The following is a 24,954-nucleotide window of genomic DNA, read 5'->3' as shown; positions in this document are numbered from 1 at the left end:
CCCCTTATGCCGTGTGAGTCTGGTGCGGTTGCTGCAGCAATTCCTCCAGTGAAACGTTGACACCTTCCAGCGTTATCAACTGGGTACTGCTGTAACCCGTACCGGTACCGTCACGGTCAATTGAGAGCACGGTATTGCCATCTGAAGTATGATCCACTTTCACGAAATCATTAATATTACTTGTGGAATCATTCCAGCCGATTAGCAAGTTACTGATGTCAATTTTGTCGCCTTGCGCAACATTGAAGTCGGTCCAGGTATCGTGACCGTTCCCTCCCGTTGAGTCTGCACTCGCCAACAGGTGATACACCAGGGTATCGGCACCCGCACCGGTCGTGATGGTGTCGTTATACGCACCGCCGGTGATGGTGTCAGCCCCCGCCGTTCCTGTGATGGTCGGATGCAGGTCGATGGTGAAGGAGTGCGTGGTGATGGTGCCATCGCTTGCTGCCAGCGTGTAGCTGAACACCTCTTTATGCAGCAGGCTTTGTCCATCAACCCCTGCATTAAGCGTATAGGTGTAGCTACCGTTGGCTGCAATACTCAGCACACCATAGTCCCCGGCAATCGACGTGGTACCCACGCTGTGAACCGTTGTGACATCACCGTGTTCATTAGTGATACTCAAGGTTCCGGTATGCGTCGTCGAGTCACCGTAGATACTGCCGCTGGCATCGTGATCACCGGTTGAGGTGGTTTCCGCCAGCAGGCTGTTCACTGTGAGCGATGTCGCCGCACCGTTATGCAACGTGACCGTCAGGGATGCTGAAGTCACTGCACCACTGGAATCCCTCACCGAATAAGTGAAGGTGTCGGTGGTTGGCAAGGTACTGACGTCCAGCCCCGCCTTCAGCACGTAGGTGTAGTTACCGTGCGAATCGATGGTCAGCGTACCGTAGGTGGTATTGATCACCGTGTTGCCCGTCGCGGCAACGGCACTGCCCGACACCGTAGTCACCGCAGTACCGGTTGGTACCGTACCCGCGACTGAGCTGGTGTCATTGGTCAGCAGATTGCCCGTTACCGTTGAGGAAACTGTCACCGCATCCAGCGTGGTATCTGTCACCGTGGTGATGGTGGTGCTTGGCAGCACGGCAATACCGCCACTCGAACCAATCACCACCGCATAGGTACCCGCGCCGAGTCCGCTATAAGTGACGTTGGCACCTGTCTGAGTACCGATTGACAGCAATGTGGTCGCCAGATAGTTCGATGTCACGCTCTTCAGTGTCCAGGAACCATCTGAGTTCTGTTGATAGAGATACAGCGAGTAGGTTGATATCAGAGAAATACCACCGACCGAACCGTGCAGGGTTACAGTGCGGGTATCACCACTGCCCACGTTAAAGGTATAAGCGTTACCGTTAGACAGAACGCCTACACCCAGCAGTGTGCCAAGGTTCACCGTGGCCAGAGCCGCATGCGAGACGCTGGTGGTGCCGTTATTCACCGTTTGCGTGGTTGTGCTGTAGTCCACCTCATTGGTGTCGTTGGCGGCCACGATACGAATCACCCCGGTCAACGAGGCGGATGGTGAGACGTTGCCCGCACGGTCAGTCTGGATAACGGACAGTGAAGCACCGGTGGTTTGTGCGGTGCTGAGGGTCACCGACCAGGTGCCCGCCGCGCCGACTGTCGTGGTACCGAGCGAGTTACCGTTGGCATCACGCACCGTCACCGTATCGCCCACTTCACCACTACCGGTTACGGTGGTACCCGCCGAGTTAATCGCCAGGTTGGTCACCGCGACTGGTGCCACGTTATCGATGTTCACCGTGGCTGTAGTGTTGCCGGAACTGACGTTACCCGCCGCATCCGTGACGGTGGTGCTCAACGGATGCGCACCGTTCGCCAGAACCGCAGTGGTGTAGGTCCATGCACCGGAACTGCCTACGGTGAGGGAGCCAAGAACGGTCGCGCCATCATAGATGGTGACAATCGCACCCACTTCTGCCGTGCCACTCAAGGTTGGCGTGGTGTCTTTGGTGTAGGCGCCATTGGCCAGCGTCACCGGCGTGGTGCCGGTATCGTCGGTAATGGTCAGCGTACTTGCCGTTGGAGCTACGGTGTCCACACGCAGCGTGGTCGAGGCCGTTGGACTGGTGTTACCTGCCGCATCGGTCTGCGATACGTTGATGGTGTGCGTACCGTTGCTCAAGGTGGTGGAGATAAAGCTCCAGGTGCCGTTACTGCCCACCGTAGTCGTGCCGAGCAGCGTAGTGCCATCATAAATATTGACGCGTGCACCGACTTCACCGTTACCGGTCAAGAGTGGCGTGCTGTCATTGGTGGCACCATTGTTAGGAATCGTCACCGCCGTACTGCCGTTGTTGTTGGCCGCAACGAGACTGGTCACTGCCGCTGGAGCCACGCTATCGACAATCACCGTGGCTGACGTGGTGCCGCTGACATTGCCTGCTGGATCCGTCACGGTGACATTGATCGGGTGGCTACCCTGCGTCAATACCGTCGTGGTGTAGGTCCATGCGCCACTGCTGCCCACCGTCAACGTGCCCAGCAGCGTCGTGCCGTCGTAGATCGACACTTTGCTGCCCACTTCCGCCGTACCGCTCAGGGTTGGCGTGGTGTCATTGGTGTAACCGCCGTTTGCCACCGTGGTGTTGGTGATGTCGTTGGTAATCACCAGGGTTGATGCCGCTGGAGCCACGGTATCCACGGTAATGGAGACCGTTGCGGAAGCTGCACTGGTGTTACCCGCTGCATCGGTCACCGTGACGCTCAACGGATGGGTACCGTTACTCAACGTGGCCGTGGTGAAGGTCCATGCACCGTTGGTCCCGGCAGTTACAGAACCCAGCACCGTTGTGCCGTCATAGATGGTGACAATGGCATTCGCTTCTGCGGTACCGCTCAGGGTCGGCGTCGCATCATCGGTAACGGCGCCATTGGCCAACGGTCCCTGGCTCGCACCAACATCATCGTTGATCACCAGGTTGGTGACCGCATTCGGTGCCACAGTGTCGATGGTCATCACGGTTGATGCATTCGGGCTAACGTTGCCCGCCGCATCTGTCTGGGTGACATTCAACGTATGGCTGCCGTTGCTCAACGTGGTGGAGATGAAGCTCCAGGTGCCGTTGCTGGCGACGGTGGTGGTGCCCAGCAAGATTGTACCGTCATAGATACTGACCTTAGCCCCGACCTCACCCGTACCGCTCAACAGCGGCGTGCTGTCATTGGTGACTCCGTTATTCGGAATCGTCACCGCCGTGCTGCCATTGTTATTGGCCGCCACCAGGGTAACCGCTGCCGGAGGCGTGGTGTCGATAACCACGGTGGCGTTGGTTCTGCCACTGACGTTACCGGCTGCATCCGTGACCGACACGCTGATGGTATGCGAGCCTTGCGTCAAGGTCGAGGTTGTGAAGGTCCACGCTCCCGAACTGTTGGCGATAGCAGTACCCAGCGCCGTTGTACCGTCATAGATAGTCACACGACCACCGGCTTCCGCCGTACCACTCAGCGTTGGCGTAGTGTCGTTGGTGGAACCCCCGCTGGCGACCGTGGTGTTGGTGACATCGTTGGTGATCACCAGCGTTGCGGTATTTGGCGCTACGGTATCCACGGTGATGGTGACCGGTGTTGAGGATGGGCTGACGTTACCCGCCGCATCTTTCACCGTCACACTTAGTGGGTGGCTACCATTACTCAATACCGGGCTGACAAAGCTCCACGCGCCGGTACCGCTGGCGGTAGTGGAACCCAGCACGGTCGTGCCGTCATACACCGTGACAATCGCGTTCGCCTCAGCCGTACCGGAGAGGGTTGGCGTGTTGTCGTTGGTAGAACCGCCGGTTGGCACCACTGTGCTGGTGTTATCGTTGGTGACCACCAGGTTGGTGACGGTGTTAGGCACCACCGTATCCACGATGAAGTTGGTGGAAGCGGCAGGACTGACGTTACCCGCAGCATCGGTCGCGGTCGCGGTGATGGTGTGCGCACCTTCAGTCAGGGTAGTTGAGGTCCAACTCCACGCGCCCGTACTGCTGGCCGTCACAGAACCGATCTGCACACCGCCGTCGAAGATTTTGACGACGCTGTTCGCTTCCGCGGTGCCGCTAAATGCAGGCGTGTTGTCGTTGGTGCTGGTCCCTGCGCCAATCGCTACTGCGGTACTGCCGTTGTTATTGGCCGCCGCCAGAGTGATGGTAGGAATTACGGTATCGATATTCACCGTCGCACTGGTGGTCGCGCTGATGTTACCTGCCGCATCCGTCGACGTGACGCTGATCGGGTGTGAACCCTGGCTCAGAGCCGCAGTGGTATAGGTCCAGTTTCCAGAAGCACCGACAGTGATGGAGGTAAGCAGCGTGCTGCCATCGTAAATCCTGACGATGCTGCCCACTTCCGCCGTACCGCTCAGGGTTGGCGTGCTGTCGTTAGTCGATCCACCGTTTGGCACCGTAGTATTAGTGTTGTCGTTAGTGATGACCAGCGTCGAAGCATTCGGCGCCACGGTATCGACAATCACGGAAACCGGGGTCGATGCCGGACTGACGTTACCCGCTGCGTCTTTCACTGTGACACTCAGCGGATGTGTCCCGTTGCTCAATGCCGGGCTGACGAAGCTCCATGCACCGGTGCCGCTGGCCGTAGTGGAGCCCAATACTGTCGTGCCGTCATACACCGTGACAATCGCATTCGCCTCAGCCGTACCGGTAAGGGTTGGCGTGTTGTCATTGGTTGAACCGCCGTTTGGCACCGTGGTGCTGGTGACATCGTTGGTGACCACCAGGTTAGTGACCGTGGCAGGCACGGCGGTATCCACCGTGAAGGTGATGGACGCATTCGGACTGATGTTGCCCGCCGCATCGGTCGCCGTCACGTTGATGGTGTGGCTACCGTCAGCCAGCGTGGTGGATGTCAGACTCCAGGCACCGTTGCTGCCTGCGATAACAGAACCGAGCAGGGTTCCGCCATCGTAGACCCTCACCACACTACCCGCTTCCGCCGTACCGCTGATGGCTGGCGTGTTGTCGTTGGTGCTGCTGCCTGCGAGAATCGCCACCGGCGTACTGCCGTTGTTGTTCGCCGCTGCCAGGCTCGCTACCGCCGCCGGAGGTGTGGTATCGATCACCACCACAGAAGAGGTGGTACCACTGACGTTACCTGCTGCATCAGTCACCGTGACGTTCAGCGTATGAGAGCCCTGTGCCAGTGCCGTTGAGGTGAAGGTCCATGCGCCGGTGCCGCTGGCAATCGCCGTGCCCAACAAGTTAGTACCATCGTAAATCGAGACGCGACCGTTGGCTTCCGCCACACCGCTCAGTGTTGGCGTGGTGTCGTTGGTCGAGCCACCGTTGGGGACGACGGCCGTGGTGTTATCGTTGGTGACCACCAGTGACGTCGTTGCCGGCGCCACGGTATCCACCACCACAGTGAAGTTAGTGGCCGTACTGGTGTTGCCCGCTGCATCACGCACGGTGACACTCAGTGGATGCGATCCTTCACTCAGTGCTGCAGTGGTGAAGGTCCAGGTGCCACCGCTTCCGACGACGACCGAGCCGAGAACGGTGGTGCCCTCAGAAATCACCACAATGTTGCCTGCCGTCGCGGAACCGCTCAGGGTTGGCGTGTTGTCATCGGTAGATGCACCACTCGTCAACGGGCCTTGTGAGGTGCCCACGTTGTCGTTCACCACCAGGCCTGTCACCGGATTCGGCGCACCTGTCACCACGGTAAAGGTAATCGAGGCATTCGAGCTGGTGTTGCCCGCCGCATCGGTCGCCGTCACGTTGATGGTGTGTGCGCCATCAGCCAGCTGCGTTGAGGTGTAACTCCACGCACCGGTGGTGGCGTTCGCCGTCACCGAACCCAGCAGAATTGTGCCGTCATAGATTTTGACGACGCTGCCTGCTTCTGCTGTACCACTTAGCGCTGGGGTGTTGTCGTTGGTGCTGCTGCCTGCGGCAATCGCCACTGGCGTACTGCCGTTGTTGTTGGCGGCAGCCAGCCCCGCGACAGCAGCCGGCGGAGTGGTATCGATCACCACAGTCGACGACGTAGTACCGCTGACGTTGCCTGCCGCATCCGTCACGGTGACATTCAGCGTATGCGAGCCCTGCGTCAATGCCGTTGAGGTGAAGGTCCATGCCCCTGTCGCACTGGCAATCGCCGTACCTAGCAGCGTCGTGCCATCGTAAACGGAGACGCGGCCATTGGCTTCTGCCGTGCCACTCAGCGTTGGAGTCGAGTCGTTGGTCGCACCATTATTTGGCACCACCGTATTGCCATTAGCGTCATTGGTGACCACCAGCGTAGTGGCGTTAGGCGCAATGCTATCCACGGTGAAGTTCACGGTAGAAGAACGAGGCCCTACGTTTCCTGCTGCATCGGTGACTGTGACGCTTAAGGTATGTGCGCCCTGGCTCAGGGTAGGTGAAATAAAGCTCCACGCACCCGTTGCACTGGCTGTCGTTGAACCCACAACGGTGTTGCCGTCATAGATGGTGACAATGCCGTTTGCTTCCGTGTTACCGGTGAGCAGCGGGGTGCTGTCATTGGTGATGCCGTTATTGGCAATCGCAACCGGTGCACCGCCATTGTTATTGGCAGCCGCCAGATCGGTCACGGCTACTGGTGCAACAGTGTCGATGGTGAAGGTGATGGTTGCAGAGGTGTCTCCCGGGTTACCCAACGAATCAACGGTAGTCACATATATCGCGTGAGCACCATCTACCAGCGTTGGATTGAAGCTCCACTGGCCGCTTGCGCCAACAGTGAGACTTCCCAGCACCGTATTGTTGACATCGTGGATGGTAATGACATCACCCGGATCCGCAGAACCTGTCAGCACAGGCGTACCATCTTTGGTGTTCGCACCATTAGCCAGCGTGACAGGCGTACTGCCGCTGTCATCGGTGATAACCAACGTACTGGTGGTGGTCGGCAATCCTGCAGAAATGTTCAGCGTGAATGCCGGAGTACTTGCAGCGCTGACGTTGCCAGCCTGATCCGTCACCGTAAAGGTGAAGCTATGGCTACCGTTTGACAACCCTGCCGGTGGCGTGAAGCTCCATGCACCACCTGTTGCCGTCGCGGTTCCCAGTAGCGTTGTACCATCGTAAACTGATACCGTACTTCCGGCTTCCGCTGAGCCGCCGAAAGTCGGTGTATTATCATCGGTGGTTTGGCCAGATGTCAGGTTACCGGTGCTGCCACCTGCATCATCACTCACCACCAGGGCACTCACTGTAGTCGGAATACCCGTATCAATATTGACGCCAATCGCTGCAGTTTGAGCGCTAGTGGTGCCAGCAGCGTTGGTGACTGACACCGCATAATTGTGGAGACCGTCAGTTTGCGTGCCCGTTTCATAGCGCCATACGCCATTGCTCGCTACCGTGGTGGTACCCACTTGCACACCATCCACAAAGATATTGATAGTGGTACCTGCGACACCAGTGCCGCGCAGCACTGGCGTGTTGTCATTGGAGTAGCCATTGTTAGCGACTTCGACAGGCGTGGTATTGGCGTTGTTATAAATCGCAAACGTCAATACTTGCGCTGGTGTAGAGGTATCCACAGTCAGCGTTGCAGAAGCATTGGAGCTGACGTTACCTGCCGGGTCAGTGACATTGATGGTTAGCGAATGCGTCGCATCGGTCAGTGTTGTGGTCGCCACACTCCAGTTGCCATTGGTATCTGCCACTGCAGTACCCAGCACGGTGGTACCCTCATAAACCGTTACGGTTGATCCCGCTTCCGCCTTACCGCTGAGCAGTGGTGTACTGTCATTGGTGGTGCCGCCATTGGCAATGGTAGTCGGGGTGCTACCGCTGTTGTTTTGCAGCAGCAGATCGCTAACCGGCTGCGGCGGTGTGGCATCAATGCGAACGACAGTCGGCGCCGAAGTACTCACGTTACCCACTTCATCGGTCACGGTGACAGTGAGCGTATGCGAACCGTCGGTCAGCGTTGGTGAAGTAAAGGTCCAGGTACCGCCACTGGTCGCCGTGGTTGAACCGATGACCGTGGTGCCATCATAAATGGTCACCAGACTGTTCGCCTCGGCGCTACCACTCAGTGAAGGCGTGTTGTCATTGGTTAATCCGTTGTTGTCCACGACCGTAGAGGTGATGTCGTTGGTCACCAACAGCGTTGGGGTTACTGGTGGAGTGGCGTCAACGGTGAAGTCAACGGTGTTCGCGGCCTGACTGGTGTTACCTGCGGCATCCGTTGCCGTCACGCGCAGCGTATAGGTGCCGTCATCCAGTGCTGGCACGCTGAAGCTCCATTGACCATTACTCCCCACCGCCGTACTGCCCAACACCGTGGTGCCATCATAGATGCGGATAATGCTACCCGCTTCACCACTACCGCTGAGGAACGGCGAACTGTCGTTGGTGGTGCTGCCATTTGCAATCGCCACCGGCATCGTTCCGTTGTCATTGCTGGCAGTAATCGCACTTGGTGCCGCAGGAGGTGTGGCATCAATCACCGCACTAATGGTGGTGGTACCGCTCACGTTACCAGCTGCATCAGATGCACTGACACTGAAGGTATGAGAACCGTCCGCCAGCGCAGTGGGTGGCGTAAAGCTCCATGTACCACCGGCAATAACGGTTGTGGATCCCAATACCCCACTGGCATCAGAGATGGTAATGATGCTGCCCACCTCCCCGTTGCCGCTCAGCACTGGCGTGCTGTCGTTGGTCAAACCGCCGTTTGGAATGTTAATCGCACCATCAATGTTGTTGGTCAGCACCAGGTTGGTTACCGATGGCGGTGCCACGGTATCAATGGTGACGTTCACAACGTCGCTGATCGGGCTAGTATTGCCGGCCGCATCCTGCACCACCACGCTCAGATTATGGGTACCATCTGTCAATGTTGGTGAGTAACTCCAGTCACCACTGCCATCCGCGATAACCGTACCGAGAACGGTATTGCCATCAGAGATAATAATGGTGCTGTTGGCTTCCGCTGTACCGCGCAGAACCGGTGTACTGTCATTGGTCGTGCTGCCGCTCGTAACAGGCACTTCTGTGCCGCTGTTGTTATTGGCGAGCGTAAGACCTTGCGCTGCGTCCGGTGCTTCACTGTCCACGGTAAAGGTCAGGGTTGGGGAATTAGCACTGGTATTACCTGCCGCATCCGTCACCGTCACACTCAGATTGTGTTCACCTTGACCCAGGGTGTCGGTGGTGAAACTCCAGTTACCACTGCTGCCTACCAACACCGAGCCGATTTCGCCAGCACCGTCATAAATTCTGACGATACTGCCAGCCTCGGCACTGCCGGTTAGTTGTGGCGTGGTGTCGTTGGTAAAGCCGTCTGCTGCAATCGGCACCAACGTACTGCCTTCGTTGTTGTTGACGGTCACGCCTTGCGCCACATCCGGCGCTTCAGTGTCAATATTGATCGTGACCACAGCAGAAGCCGGGCTGACGTTGCCCGCTGAATCAGTCACCGTAATGGTCAGTGGATGCGCACCATCATTCAGCGTATCCGCTGTGAAGCTCCACACGCCCTGCGCATTGGTGGTGACGCTACCAATCGCCGTATTGCCATCATAAATGGTCACCAGGCTGTTAGCCGTAGCGGTACCACTCAACACTGGCGTGTTGTCGTTGGTATAGCCGTTGTTCGCTACTGTCTCCGTTGGCAAGACATCGTTATTGGTGACCACAAAATCTGGCGTAGACGGAACAGAAGTATCCACCGTTATTGTCACCGCATTACCCGCAGCACTGACGTTGCCCGCCGTATCGGTGGCGGTGGCAGTCAGCGTGTGAGCGCCGTCGGTCAGGGTCTGAGTCGTGAAGTTCCAGGTACCGCCGGTGCCAGCCTGAGTTGAACCGATCAGGGTGGTGCCATCGTAAACTTTGATGATACTGCCCGCTTCCGCCGTGCCGCTCAGGGATGGTGTATTGTCGTTGGTCACTCCGGTTAGCGTATTGCCACTGTCATCTTTCGCCACCAAATCACTGATAGCGTCAGGTGCGATGGTATCTACGTTGAAAGTAATGCCAGCAGAAGGTGCACTGCTGTTTCCTGCGGTGTCTGTTGCGGTAGCCGTCAGAGTATGGCTGCCCTGGCCCAGTGCTGTAGTCGGCTCGAAGCGCCAGATGCCGTTGGTACCGACAATCGCCGTCCCCAGAACCGTACTGCCATCACGAATGGTCACGGTAGCGCCAATTTCGCCCGTTCCGCGAATAACAGGTGTGGAGTCATTGGTGGTGCTGCCCGCAGTGATCACCACGGCAGTACCGGCGTTGTTATTGCTGAGGCTGGTCACCACCGGAGTCGCTGGTGGTGTGCTGTCCACGGTAAAGCCAATCGCCGCTGATGGTGCACTGACGTTGCCCGCAGCATCGGTAACGGTGGTGGTAATACTGTGCACCCCCTCGCCCAATGCCAATGTGGGTGTAAAGGTCCAGGTGCCGCCAGTGCCCACCACTACAGTGCCCAGCACATTACTGCCATCAAGGATGGTGACAGTCGTGCCCACTTCAGCGGTTCCGCTCAGTACTGGCGTATTGTCATTGGTGACACTTCCCGCGGTGATGGGTACAGCAGTGCCGCTGCTGTCATTACTTAACTGCACGGCACCGGCGGTGTTAGGTGCCTGGGTATCGACAGTAAAGGTGATCGCCGTAGAAGGTGCACTGCTGTTGCCTGCTGCATCTGTCACGGTTGCGGTGAGACTGTGCGCCCCCTGACTGAGCACAGGTGAAGTGAAGCTCCAGGCGCCACCCACTGCGACCTGCACACTGCCGAGCACGGTATCGCCATCACGCACGGTGATGATGGTACCCGCCTCTGCTGTTCCGCTCAGTACCGGCGTGGTGTCATTGGTCGCGCCACCTGATGTGATCGGAATCACACCACCGCCGTTGTCATTGTTCAGTACCACTGCATTGGCCGAATCAGGCGCAACGGTATCCACGCTGAATTCAAATGCAGGTGATTCAGGACCGGCGTTGCCGGTTGAATCGGTGACGATGGTAGTCAGACTGTGTGGGCCCTCAGCCAATGCGGCCGCTGGCGTAAAGCTCCAGTTACCATCGCTGCCAACAATCGCGGTACCAATCGTGGTGCCATTGTCTTTCACTGTGACGATACTGCCTGCTTCAGCGGTACCGCTGAGTACTGGTGTAGCGTCGTTAGTGGCACTGCCTGCGGTAATAGGCACCGCCACACCCGTTGAATCATTACTGAGTTGCAGATCGCCGACTTCCCCCGGAGAGGTGCTATCGACAATGACAATCACCTCAGAGGTTGGCGCACTGCTGTTTCCTGCCGGGTCAGTGACCACGGTGGTCAGACTGTGGCTGCCCTCCTCCAGCGGCGTTGTGGGTGTGAAGCTCCAGGTACCACCGCTGCCCACCACGACAGAGCCAAGCACGGTGGTCCCTTCGGAGATGGTGACCGTACTGCCGACTTCAGCAGTTCCGCTCAGGGTTGGCGTGGTATCGCTGGTGGATCCGCCTGTGGCAATTGGCGTGCCGTCGTCGGTGGTGAACTGCAGCCCTCCTGCCGCTGCAGGTGCTTGTGTATCCACGGTGAAGGTGATGGCTGGTGAAGCCTCGCTCACGTTACCTGCCGGGCTGGTCACCGTTGTGGTCAGACTGTGATCGCCCTGGCTCAGCGCTGGCGTAGTGAAGCTCCAGGTCCCGCCAGCGCCTACAACCACAGTGCCCAGAACCGTGGTGCCATCCAGCACGGTAACAGTGCTGCCAACATCGGCTGAACCGGTTAACACCGGTGTGGTGTCATTGGTCGCGCCATTGGTAATCGGTACCGCCGTACCGCTGGTGTCATTGTTCAGCACCAGTCCACTAGCAGGTTCAGGCTGCGTGGTGTCCACGTTAAAGGTAATCGGTGTGGTTTCCGGACCGGTGTTGCCGGCCGGATCCGTCACGGTGGTCGTCAGGCTATGCGAACCCGACTCCAGCGGCGTCGTTGGGGTGAAACTCCAGCTACCATTGCTGCCAACGGTGACCGAACCAATCTCCGTGCCGTTGTCAGAAACTTTCACCGTGCTGCCCGGTTCAGCGGTACCACTCAGGACTGGAGTGGTGTCATTGGTGGTGCCATCTGCGGCAATAGGAACTGGCGTGCCGCTGCTGTCATTGTTGAGCTGCAGACCACTCGCTTCTTCAGGTGCTGTGGTATCGACCGTGATGACGATTGGCGAAGATGGCGCACTGGTATTGCCTGCCGGGCTGGTGGTGGTCGCAGTAATACTGTGACTGCCTTCGCCTAACGGCGTCGTTGGCGTAAAGCTCCAGGTGCCACCGCTGCCCACCACCACGCTACCCAGCACGGTGCCACCATCAGAGACGGTGATCGTGCTGCCTGCCGCTGCCGAGCCACTCAGAACGGGCGTGACATCATTGGTCGCCGCACCAGAGGTAATCGGTACAGGGGTGCCGCTCTCATCATTGCTCAACGCCACATTACCCGGTGCAGCAGGGATAGTGGTATCCACGGTGACTGAGATGGGTGCGCTTGCCGCGCCGGTATTGCCCGCAGGGTCAGTCACGGTCGTGGTCAGACTATGGCTGCCATCGCTCAACGGGGCCGATGGCGTAAAGCTCCAGTTGCCGTCATTACCCACCGTGGTCGAGCCAATCACGGTACCGTTATCAGACACGTTAACCGTGCTGCCAGGTTCGGCACGACCACTCAGCACCGGCGTGGTGTCATTGGTGGTGCCGCCAGTGATCGGTACTGCTGTGCCGCTGGAATCATTGCTCAGCAGCACACCGGATGCTGCAGCGGGCGCGGTGGTGTCGACTGTTACAATGACGGGCGTACTAGCCGGTCCGGTATTACCCGCCGGATCGGTGACGGTTGTGGTCAGGCTATGGCTGCCATCGCCCAGCGGCGTAGTTGGGGTATAGCTCCAGGTGCCATCGCTTCCGGTAGTGGCGGTGCCCAATACCGCGCCGCCATCAGAAACGGTTACCGTACTGCCCGGTTCTGCGGTGCCGTTCAGGGTTGGCGTGTTGTCATTGGTGCTGCCGCCAGAAGTAATTGGCGTGCCACCCTCGTAAGTAAGTTGGACATTGCCAGCCGCTGCCGGAGGCTGAGTATCCACGGTCACGGTCACTGGCGTTGAGGACGGACTGGTGTTGCCCGCTGGATCCGTCACCGTTGACGTCAGGCTATGGTTGCCGTCGCTTAAAGGCGGAGTGGTGTATGTCCAGGTACCATCGCCACCGACTGTGGTGGTACCAATTACCGTGGTGCCATCGGAAATGGTCACGGTACTGCCAGGCTCACCACCACTGCCGGTGAGGGTTGGCGTGTTGGTGTTAGTGCTACTGCCTGAAGGGATCGGATCGCCATCCCCATTTGTCAGTCCAACATTGGTTGGTGCCGTCGGAGCAGCGGTGTCGATAGTGACATTAATGGTTGGGGTATCTGTCACCGCGCCGGTTGTTGGATTTGTCGCTTGAGCGTGGAAGGCGTATGTGCCGTCAACTAAAGCAGATGGCGTAAAGCTCCACTGCCCATCGCTGCCTGCCGTCACCGAGCCCAACACGGTCGTGCCGTTGAAGATAGTGATCAGGTCGCCCGCGCCCGCCAGACCGCTTAACACCGGCGTGGTGTCATGGGTGCTGGAGTTATCCGTCAACTGAACAATAGTGCTGCCGCTGTCATCTGACACGACGATCAGATCGTTGGTTGCAGGTACACCCGCATCAATGTTGACCGTAAAGGCCGGGGAAGCTGGGCTGACGTTGCCCGCTGCATCGGTCACCGTGGTAGTGAAGTTATGCTGGCCGTTAGTCAACGGTGATGCTGGCGTGAAGGTCCAGCTACCATTGCTGCCTACTGCAGCCGACCCTAGCAGCGTGGTGCCATCGTAAACTTTTACGATGCTGCCCGCTTCCGCTGTACCACTCAAGGTAGGTGTGCTGTCATCGGTAGTTGCACCCGATGTCAGTGGACCCGTGCTACTACCCACATCATCGGTCACCACCAGACCACTGACAGCAGCGGGTGCAGTGGTATCTACACTGAAGGAGATCGGCGTGGTTGCCGGGCTGGCGTTACCTGCCGCATCCGTCACGGTGGTGGTCAGACTGTGGTTGCCTTCACCCAGTGCCGGGGTAGTGAAAGTCCAGGTGCCGTTACTGCCGACCGTCACCTTACCCAGAACGGTGCTGCCGTCACGAACCGTGACAACGCTACCCGCCTCCGCGCTACCGCTCAACACGGGAGTCGGATCATTGGTGACGCTACCTGCGGTGATAGGAACGGCGGTGCTGCCTGCATCGTTATTCAGCTGCAATCCGCTGGCGGCATCCGGTGCAATGGTGTCGACGGTGATATTGAGTGTGGCAGTTGGCGTTACGTTACCTGCCGCATCGGTAATGGTGCCATGCAGCGCGTGCGCACCATCCGACAGGGTGCCAACTCGGAATAACCATTGGCCATTGCTACCCGCCGTTGTGCTACCGAGCAGCGTACCTCCATCATACAAAGTGATGATATTTCCCGGACTCGCCACACCAATCAGCACCGGTGTAGGGTCATTGGTACTGACACCATTGGTCAACGGTTCGACGGTATTCCCATTGTCATCAACACCCTGCAGTGAAGTGGTCGCCGCTGGCAATCCGGCTTCGATATTCACCGTAAACGGCGGGCTGGTTGGCCCCACGTTACCGGCTGCGTCTGTGGCGGTGATGGTGAAAGTGTGGCTGCCATTACTCAGTGCTGGGGTGGTGAAGGTCCAGGTGCCGTCCGTATTCACGGTCACATTGCCCAGCAAAGTGGTGCCATCATAAATACTTAACAGCGCGTTCGGTTCGCCCGTGCCACTCAGCGTCGGCGTATTGTCATCAGTGATATCTCCTGATGCCAATGCACCCTGTGAGTCGCCAACATTATCGGTGACCACTAAACCGCTTACGGCGGTAGGAGGTGTAGTGTCTACGGTTAACGTAACGGGTGTGGACGCTGGACCAGTGTTACCCGCCGCATCGGTGACCTTCGTGGTCAGGCTATGGCTACCGTCACTCAGAGCTGGCGAGGTGAAGCTCCAGCTGCCATTAGCCCCCACTGTCGCCGTACCCAGCACATTGCTACCATCACTCACTGTGACGATGCTTCCCGGTTCTGCCGTGCCGCTGAGTACTGGGGTATTGTCGCTGGTCGTGCCGCCTGCAGCGATTGGCGTAACAACACTTCCGTTGTTGTTACTGAGTTGCAGATCGCCTGCCACTGCGGGCGCGACGGTATCGATGGTGATGTTGATGGTAACGGAATTGGTGGGGTTTCCGGTGCTATCGGTCGCCACGGCATGGAAGGCATAAGTTCCATCCGCCAGCGAAGCCGGGGTGAAGCTCCATTGTCCATCTGAACCCGCCGTGGTGCTGCCCAGCAGTGTCGTACCGTTGTAAAGCGTGATGATATCCCCGGCGGCTGCCTGGCCGCTGAGAACCGGTGTTTTATCATGCGTGCTGGAGCCATCTGGCAGAACTTTCAGCGTGCTACCGCTATCGTCGGTGACTTGCAGCGTACTGGTGGTTGGTGGCACTCCCGCAGCAACAGTGATGCCAAATCCGGTGGTTGCCTGGCTGACATTTCCCGCCGCATCAGTCACCGTGGTGCTTAACGTATGGCTGCCGTTGCTCAGAACTGGCGTGGTGAAACTCCAGCTGCCACTGCTGCCGACTGCAACACTTCCCAACAACGTCGTGCCATCGTAAATTTTTACGATACTGTTCGCTTCGGCGTTACCGCTAAGAGTCGGCGTGTTGTCGTCAGTCGTTGCTCCAGCCGTGAGCGGCCCGGTGCTTGCGCCGACATCGTCAGTGACGACCAGATTACTGGCAGCCGCTGGCGCCTGGGTATCGACGGTGAAGGTGATAGGATCCGATGCTGCGCTGGTGTTACCTGCAGGATCGGTCACGGTGGTGGTAAGACTGTGGCTACCCTCTGAGAGGGTTGGGGAGGTAAAGCTCCAGCTGCCGTTGCTGCCCACTGTGGCGGTGCCAAGTACGATCGTACCATCACGAACGGTAACGGTGCTGCCAGGTTCCGCTGTGCCGCTCAGCACTGGATGAGTGGTGTTGGTTGCCCCCCCTGAAGCAATGGGCTGCACGGTACCACTGCCGTTATCACTCAACTGCAAGCCCGCTGCTGCACTCGGCACCACTGTATCGATGGTGATGACAATGATCGGCGTTTGCGTCACGCTGCCATCGCCATCGGTATCGGTGACAGAGGCATGGAAATTGTAAGTGCCATCTGCAAGTGCAGCTGGCGTGAAGCTCCACTGTCCATCCGGGCCCGCCACCACACTGCCGATTTCTGTCGTGCCGTTGTAGAGGGTGATCAGTGCACCGGCAATGGCCAGCCCACTCAGCGTTGGCGTGCTGTCATGGGTGCTGGCGCCATTAGCCAGCTGCACCAGAGTGTTGCCGGTGTCGTCGGTAATTTCCAGTGAGGTGGTGGCTGGAGGCAGCCCAGCCTGCACATTAAAGTCAAACGCATCAGAAACCGAGCTGACATTGCCGGCAGCATCAGTCTGCGTCACGGTCAGACTGTGTGAACCGTTGCTGAGAGCTGGCGTGGTGAAGCTCCAGTTGCTATCGCTACCGACCACCGCCGTGCCAATCAGAATGTTGTTGTCATAAACACTGATCACCGCGCCTACTTCACCATTTCCGCTCAGGGTTGGTGTGCTGTCATCCGTTGTTCCGCCGCTGGAAACCTGTGAGGCCGTACCGTCAGCATTTCCGCTTAAGGCCAGACCCGTGGCGCTGGTTGGTGCTACGGTATCGACCGTGAAGGTAATAGTGGTCGCTGCACTGGTGTTGCCCGCCGCGTCTGTTGAGGTGATGCTGAGAGTATGACTACCCTGATCTAACGCGGGACTGGTGAAACTCCAGCTGCCGTTGCTGCCTACGGTGACGCTGCCCAGAACGGTATCGCCATCGCGAATAGTGATAATACTCCCCACCTCGCCTCGGCCGCTCAGCACTGGTGTGGTGTCATTGGTTGCGCCGCCGTTCGTGATGGGAATCACCACCGAGCCGGCGTTATTCCCGACACTAAGATCACTCACCGCTTCTGGCGCAGTGGTATCCACAGTAAAGGTGATCGGATCGCTGGCGGCGCTGGTATTGCCAGCCGCATCGGTCGCGGTGACGGTCAGGCTATGTGAACCGTCTGGCAACGCTGGGGAAGTGAAAGTCCAGGTGCCATTCGCGCCCACCACGGTGGAACCCAGCAGCGTTGTGCCATCATAAACGCGAATAATGGCCCCGACTTCGCCGTTACCACTTAAGGTTGGAGTGTTGTCATCAGAGACTGATCCGGTGGTGATTGCGCCCTGATAGGGACCAACGTTATCACTGACCACCAGGTTGGTGACTACGGCTGGAGGAGTGGTATCGCCTCCACCATTGTTGCCGCCACCGTTATTACCGCCGCCGTTGTTACCACCGCCGTTATTACCACCACCGGTGCTACCGTCACTGACTGCGGCATTACCGCCGCCACCGCCCGCCGAACCGGCAAACATCGCGCCCAAGCCTGCCAGAGCTGCACCACCGATACCGAAGGCCGCAATCGTGCCATCATTGGTGGTGTTCTCAGCCAATAGCCCTTCGGTGCTGTCGATGTTGACGTACTGGAACCCATCAGTGCCCGGATCTTCAACCCACCACAGCGCACCTTTGTCGTCCTGCAGCACCAGGTCACTGTCGCCTGCTGCCGTATAAAAGTTATGAATAACAACTACTTCACCAGATTTTGTGGTGACGACTAAATCATTACCATTGCGTGTGAAAGACTTAATATCTGATTGATTAAGGTGAAGTTTAACTACGCTTGGCGCAGATAAATTGACCTGGCTGCCACTGACTTCAGAAGCAACCGTCCCACCTTTAGGAGTGATAGAGATATTATTCATGTTATCGAAATCCCGCGCAGTTATTAAATTCCATAAAAACGCCCGGTATCCGCAGATACCGGCTTCAATGGCGAATAATCCAAATGACTATTCACTTCCTCTCTTGGTCGATTTCATAAAAACTCATGATGAAATCGCGCTGAGCCGAGTTAAGCCTCCATCCCGAGAGAGGGTTGGGTTTATTTTTCAGCGGAACAAAGGGGGAAATGCCTCTATTTTCCAATGGGCGAGCACAAATCAAGTTGAATGCAACAAACCCATTTTTAGACATTTTATCTGCCCCCGATTATCCTGGCCGAACCCGCACCACTTCAGGATTGCTTAATAAAATCATTTAGATAGACACTCTGCCAGTGATAGCCCTGCATACCGTAAACTGCCTTATGCGCGAGCAGTTCGAGGTGTGATTGGCTTTCGACGCCCTCAACAATCACGCCTTTGCATAATTGGTTGAGGTGGCTAAGCAGCGTGTCAAAAATGTGACCGTCGCCAAATTGCCAAAAAAATTCTTTGTCAATCTTGACGATTTCAAATATTCCGCTATCAAGCATGGTCAGGTTGGAATAACCCGGACCAAAGTCATCAAGCCATAAAGGGGCGTGTGTCACCTTCGCGACACCTTTTAATATCAGCAGGTCTGCGCTGTTAAAGCGCGCGGTAAAGAAGGCGGATATCTCTAAACGCAACAACGTCAGTTTCGCCAGTTTTTTTTGTATTTCAGCATCTTCAAAAATACCGGCGACGATATCTCTATCCACATTTACACTGACTATCTGATCAAACCCTTTCTGGTATAGCTGAATAAGTTTTCCGATCTGGTGGAGGAATAACTGCCATTTCTCGTCAGCAGGAAGCCGACTGAAGAACCCTTCATCCCTGCAAGGGTTACGCTTATTATTAATATCTGCATCATCTGAGAATCGTGTAAGCAACTCCCATGCAATCAACTCCCCGGTGATGTCGTGAACCGGTTCTAACAAAAAAATGTATTCGGGTTGATTGCTCATTTCACGGTCCCTTCTGCAACTAACTGATACTCCTGAATTGTCAGGATTACTCATGTGAGAGGTAAGGGAAACATCGATAAAACTTAACACCTTAACTGAAGCCTAACGTACAGCTTACAGTTTGAAAAATAGATTTTAGTAAACGTCGCCCCCAACTTTAATCGTTTAAAACTATCAATTTCGTGAGTGAATTTCTTTTAATTTCAGATAACGATCAGATAATTCCTGGAAAAATTTAACTTACCGCTAACCTTGACAGATCCAAAAAAATATAAGTAATTGATTTTAAATAATAAAAATTAAGTCAACAATTGTGGTAGTTTATTTTTGTCCTAAAATGCAGTTTTTTCTTTTGGAATTAATTGGCTCCAAAAGATTCCAATAAACTCAATTTCAAACCGGTACTATTCAACTCTTAATGTTTAAATTTTGATTATACATTGCAAGAAAAACATAACAGTCAGGCTACCTAATCCTTACGAAATCAGTAGTTAATGGAGGGGTATTAAGACGCGCGACACTGTGTGCTTTTGGCTTAATGAATGAAAATAAAGGAGATAGAAAAGACGTATTTAAAGCGCGAGTTTAAAACGCAAGGTTAAGATTCTTTGAAGATGATCTTCATCACATTTTAAATAAATAAAGAAGAAATAAGAAAATATAATGGCAGGGGAATGAAACGGGCCCTGACCAGGGCCCGCTAAGCGCGTTAACGATTACTCATCTTCAAGATAAGTGTATCCATACAGACCGCTTTCAAACTCTTCGAGGAACTGCGCGCGCAGGTCTTCGTCGATATCATGCTGCCGGGTAACCTGATCGCGGAACAGCGTCATCAAATCGTTCGGGTTCAGCTGCACGTATTGCAGCATGTCCGCCACGGTATCGCCTTCATCTGACAACTGCACTTCTACACTGCCATCCGGGAAGGCAAACACGTCAACCGCTTCGGTATCACCAAACAGGTTGTGCATATTGCCGAGGATTTCCTGATACGCGCCCACCATAAAGAAGCCCAGCATCGGCGGATTATCAATGTCGTACTCTGGCATCGGCATGGTAGTCGCAATACCGTCGCCATCCACGTAGTGATCGATGGTGCCGTCGGAGTCACAGGTGATGTCGAGCAACACCGCACGACGCTGAGGGATCTTATTCAGCCCTTCCAGCGGCAGCACCGGGAACAGCTGATCGATACCCCATGCATCCGGCATTGACTGGAACAGCGAGAAGTTGACGTAAATCTTATCCGCCATGCGCTCCTGCAATTCATCAATGATTGGACGGTGCGCGCGGTTGCTTGGGTCCAGATGCTGCTGGATATAGTGACAAATGCTCAAATAGAGCTGCTCTGCCCAGGCGCGCTGACCGAGATCATAGGTGCCGGAAGAGTAGCCAGTATGGATATCGAACAAATCCATCTGGCTATCGTGCAGCCATTCACGCAGCGAACGACGGACGTTCGGCTCGTGCATCTCTTGCCAGGTATCCCACAGGCTCTGAATCGGACGCGGTGAATCCACATCCGGTGCCACTGGCGTACTGAATTCGTTGCGCTCAACCCCAATGATGTTGGAGACCAATACGGTGTGGTGCGCCGTCACCGCACGACCTGACTCCGTGATGACCGTTGGATGCTCCAGACCGTTCTCTTCACAGGCATCGCCAATCGCCCAAATCACGTTGTTGGCGTATTCGTTCAGGCCGTAGTTCACCGAACAATCAGACTGCGAACGCGTACCTTCATAATCGACGCCCAAACCGCCGCCGACATCGAAGCATTTGATGTTGACGCCGAGTTTCGCCAGCTCCACATAGAAGCGCGCCGATTCACGCACGCCGGTGGCGATGTCGCGGATGTTCGACATCTGCGAACCGAGATGGAAATGCAGCAGTTGCAGGCTATCGAGACGACCGGCTTTGCGCATGATGTCCACCAGCTGCAATACCTGCGACGCCGCCAGACCAAATTTAGACTTCTCGCCACCGCTCGACTGCCATTTGCCTGAGCCTTGCGATGCCAGACGCGCACGAATCCCCAAACGCGGGATCACATTCAGGCGTTCCGCCTCTTCCAGCACCAGGCGAACCTCAGTCATCTTCTCGATGACCAGGTAAACTTTGTGACCGAGCTTCTCACCGATCAGCGCCAGGCGAATGTATTCACGGTCTTTGTAGCCGTTGCAGACGATCACGGAACGGGTTTTACCGGCGTGCGCCAGCACTGCCATCAGCTCCGCTTTCGAACCGGCTTCCAGACCCAGTGGTTCACCGGAGTTCACCAGCGACTCGATTACGCGCTTATGCTGGTTAACCTTGATTGGGTAAACCAGGAAGTAGTCACCTTTGTAGCCGTAAGACTCGCGCGCACGCTTAAAGGCGGCGTTAATCGAACGCAGGCGATGCTGTAAAATCTGAGGGAAGCAGAACAGCGCAGGCAGACGCTGGCCATCGGCTTCACGCTCTTTGACCAGTCTCGCCAGGTCAACGCGCACTTCCGGCTGATCCGGATCCGGGCACACGCTGATGTGGCCCAGCTCGTTGACGTCATAATAGTTATTACCCCACCAGGCAATATTGTAGGTACGCAGCATTCTGCTTGCTTCCTGATCGTTCATCGCCACCTCCTGCATGGAGCGGAGTACACCCTGTTCGCCAGCTGACGAACCCTTGATATTCTTCATGTCGTCAGACATCGCGAACCTCAATTTTCCGTTGAAATATGAAACAGTTGCCGGGTCTTGCTGTTGTGAGTCCGGGTAAACATTTCCCCATCCTGCTGAGCTCCGATTATCGGGTTGCCGTGCACGTTGCTGACTCTAAGTGTAAAACACCACGCCGCAGTCAGTAAAAAACGGGCCAAAAGCCAACGCTTGTACCGCGTAAGACGAGTGAAACACAGTGACAGAAATGAGGGAATAGCTTAGCCGGCGCTCGTGTCGGGATAATTACCGCAACGCGCAAAACTTCGACGAGAGAAAAGAATAAAACTGGATTGGGATAGGATTGCCAGCGCGCACATAGAGCGCAGTGAACCGGGAAGAAGAGAAGTGTGGTTCATTACTTTTATCACCTCCAACGCCTGCAAACAGCAAACGAGAAACGGCCTGGGTGAAAATCAGAGAACAGCTCTGACGGCGCGACGCACGGTGGCGTCATCCTTTTGTACTGTGGTCGACAGCAGCGGCGTTTTATACAGTCTGCAGGGTGAAAAAGCAAAATCTTTGTCTGGATTCTGTGGAAGGTGTCAGGAATTTCTTCCATCAGCCCACTTGCGTAAACGTGCGGAATCCGAAAAAGCACTGGAAAAGTGCTCACTGTGTGACCTAGAATAGCCGTCCAGATGGTTTTCCATCTAAACTGGTTAACATCCAGGCGGTGTCGGCGAATGCGCCCATACTCCCTACTGCTCGCGGCTTTGCCTGAAGGGGCGTCGAGTTGGCCTGGTCCACTTACGCTATGCAGTCGAATTCAAACCATTTGTAAGGTAAAGAACAGAATGGCTAAACACCTATTTACATCTGAGTCCGTATCAGAAGGACATCCTGATAAAATCGCTGACCAAATTTCCGATGCCGTGTTAGATGCGATCCTCGAACAGGATCCTAAAGCACGCGTGGCCTGCGAAACTTACGTTAAAACCGGTATGGTGCTGGTTGGCGGTGAAATCACCACCAGCGCATGGGTTGATATCGAAGAGATCACCCGTAATACCGTACGTGAAATCGGCTATGTCCATTCCGATATGGGCTTCGATGCAAACTCTTGCGCCGTACTGAGCGCGATTGGCAAGCAGTCTCCTGATATCAACCAGGGCGTTGACCGTAGCGATCCGCTGGAACAGGGCGCAGGCGACCAGGGCCTGATGTTTGGCTATGCCACCAACGAAACAGACGTGCTGATGCCTGCTCCGGTGACCTATGCGCACCGTCTGGTGCAGCGTCAGGCTGAAGTGCGTAAAAGCGGTACACTGCCGTGGTTGCGTCCGGATGCGAAAAGCCAGATCACTTTCCAGTACGATGGCGGCAAAATTGTCGGTATCGATGCGGTTGTACTGTCAACTCAGCACGCTGAAGAAATTTCGACAGCCGATCTGCGTGAAGCGGTAATGGAAGAGATCATCAAGCCGGTACTGCCTACTGAGTGGGTAAATGCCAGCACCAAATACCACATCAACCCAACCGGTCGTTTCGTGATCGGCGGCCCAATGGGCGACTGCGGTCTGACGGGTCGTAAAATCATCGTTGATACCTACGGCGGTATGGCGCGTCACGGTGGTGGTGCGTTCTCTGGTAAAGACCCGTCTAAAGTTGACCGTTCTGCTGCCTACGCAGCGCGCTATGTCGCGAAAAACATCGTCGCGGCGGGCCTGGCTGACCGTTGCGAAATCCAGGTTTCTTACGCGATTGGCGTGGCTGAGCCAACCTCCATCATGGTGGAAACTTTCGGTACTGAGAAAGTCCCTACCGAACAGCTGACCCTGCTGGTACGTGAGTTCTTCGACCTGCGTCCTTACGGCCTGATTCAGATGATGGACCTGCTGAAGCCAATCTACAAAGAGACCGCCGCTTACGGTCACTTTGGTCGCGAACACTTCCCGTGGGAGCAGACGGATAAAGCTGCTCAACTGCGTGAGGCTGCTGGCCTGTAATTCAGACCGCTTCAGCGAAAAACAAGCCTCTTAAATAGTAATGCCGGTCAGTTAAGTCTGACTGGCATTTTTTTGTTGCTGTCTTCCCAACAGACTCACCATCCAAACTTTCGAGCTAACGTCATTTGTCCGTTTAATAATGTGACCCAGTGATCGTTCTACGTACGAACAGCGCAACTCTTTAAGCTAATCATTAACTGCCCGCAATTGCGCCCGTGGCGGCCTTTTAAGTTGTTTCTATTTATTACATAATCCCACACTAATAACATGGAAACTGCAAAGGGAGTTGGATATGGCATCACCACCTGGCATTGCCCCCAGCGGCGCAATTCAGATCTTACAAAACAATATGAGAGAAGCACGCAGTCGCGGCTATGGATGCAACATGGCATTGCCGCAAACGTATTACTGGTTCTACCAAAAAGTTCGCGGGCGTGGACCATGGGATTACAAACAATTTGATCCGTACTGGGCCGCATTTGGTAACTTTAACTTTGGTGCGACGGGTACTGCAGCGGGTATTCCAGCTGAGATTTTACTCATGGGAGCCGGATGGGCGCAGTCTCGTGCCGGAACCTCACGTCCTGAATGGGGAAACTGGCGAGGTGGCCCGCCTTATGGTGATGACCCCGAAGACCAACGTGCTATCCGGGAGGGCATCGATTATGCGCGCCAGAACGGTTATTAATGGTATCCACTGGCTAATCACGATCATGCTATTGGCTTTCGTTTGGTTTACTTATCAACCAGATCCCCGCGCGAATGATTCACTTCAGAGTGTGCGGCAGGTCAGTGCGGAACTATGGCTTTACACTACGCAAAACAATGATGGTGGGGCAACAGTGCCAACTGTTTTCCGTTATTACTTTCATAATAATGGCGGCGCCGATGTGAAGGCGCTAAACGCAGAATTCCCATTCCTGACAGGGGGAGGAACAATATCCTCTGTTGCGGTAGATGGCGACAGGATACATGTTGATTACAGCGGTAAGGTATACGGTATGGAAAACAAATCCGGCCCGTACTCCCTGAGTTATTCAATTAATTAACCCCGTATTTCTCTGTATAGGGTCCGCTTATTGCGTCATGCCAGCCAGTTAAACCTGACTGGCATTTTTTAACTGCCCCTGCTGTCGGCTCATCAAAACTGCAATGGTTTGCCCAACACTCCCTCATGAGTGGGGCTCTTCATGTCTTCTGATACCTCGCCCGTTAACCAGCCAGCACATTTTTCCCCGCCGTCTACACTTCATTTTCTCTGTTTACAACAAAGTGTTAACGATTACATTTTGAAAACCTTTTGTAATCTGTCATTTAGAGAATTTTCAGCGTAGTTATTCGCATTAAAATGCGTTATTTTCAGCGTCGTCTGATAGCCGATATTTAGAGAGATG

Annotated in this window: 6 protein-coding genes; 3 read left to right on the top strand and 3 right to left on the bottom strand. The window is 55.6% G+C overall.

Annotated elements, in window-relative coordinates; genetic code table 11:
• Positions 1 to 4: 4 nt before the first annotated feature.
• The 3 genes from LH22_RS06075 to speA all read right to left on the bottom strand — a co-directional run bounded on the left by LH22_RS06075 (position 5) and on the right by speA (position 21,605).
• Complete coding sequence (locus tag LH22_RS06075; protein WP_052059363.1) at positions 5 to 17,902, bottom strand: Ig-like domain-containing protein; 17,898 nt, start codon at positions 17,900 to 17,902, stop codon at positions 5 to 7.
• A gap of 311 nt (positions 17,903 to 18,213) precedes the next feature.
• The gene (locus LH22_RS06070) at positions 18,214 to 18,909 is read right to left on the bottom strand and encodes an EAL domain-containing protein (RefSeq protein WP_038644926.1); all 696 of its coding nucleotides are present in this window, start codon (positions 18,907 to 18,909) and stop codon (positions 18,214 to 18,216) included.
• A 716-nt stretch (positions 18,910 to 19,625) separates the two neighbouring features.
• The gene (speA, locus tag LH22_RS06065; protein ID WP_071845594.1) at positions 19,626 to 21,605 is read right to left on the bottom strand and encodes a biosynthetic arginine decarboxylase; all 1,980 of its coding nucleotides are present in this window, start codon (positions 21,603 to 21,605) and stop codon (positions 19,626 to 19,628) included.
• 803 nt (positions 21,606 to 22,408) lie between these two features.
• Between speA and metK the strand changes: the two genes are divergently transcribed.
• The 3 genes from metK (at position 22,409) to LH22_RS06050 (ending at position 24,609) form a co-directional block, all read left to right on the top strand.
• On the top strand, positions 22,409 to 23,560 hold the full coding sequence (gene metK, locus LH22_RS06060; RefSeq protein ID WP_038644924.1) for a methionine adenosyltransferase: 1,152 nt from the start codon (positions 22,409 to 22,411) through the stop codon (positions 23,558 to 23,560).
• Positions 23,561 to 23,852: 292 nt separating this feature from the next.
• Positions 23,853 to 24,248 (top strand): polymorphic toxin type 44 domain-containing protein, encoded by a 396-nt coding sequence (locus LH22_RS06055; protein WP_038644922.1) that lies wholly within the window; start codon positions 23,853 to 23,855, stop codon positions 24,246 to 24,248.
• Positions 24,226 to 24,609 (top strand): hypothetical protein, encoded by a 384-nt coding sequence (locus LH22_RS06050; protein WP_052059361.1) that lies wholly within the window; start codon positions 24,226 to 24,228, stop codon positions 24,607 to 24,609. The genes LH22_RS06055 and LH22_RS06050 overlap by 23 nt, the downstream gene beginning before the upstream one ends.
• Positions 24,610 to 24,954 lie beyond the last annotated feature (345 nt).

This window comes from Pantoea rwandensis, assembly GCF_000759475.1.
Lineage (GTDB): Bacteria > Pseudomonadota > Gammaproteobacteria > Enterobacterales > Enterobacteriaceae > Pantoea > Pantoea rwandensis_B.
This window is presented reverse-complemented; position numbering and strand designations above follow the sequence as displayed.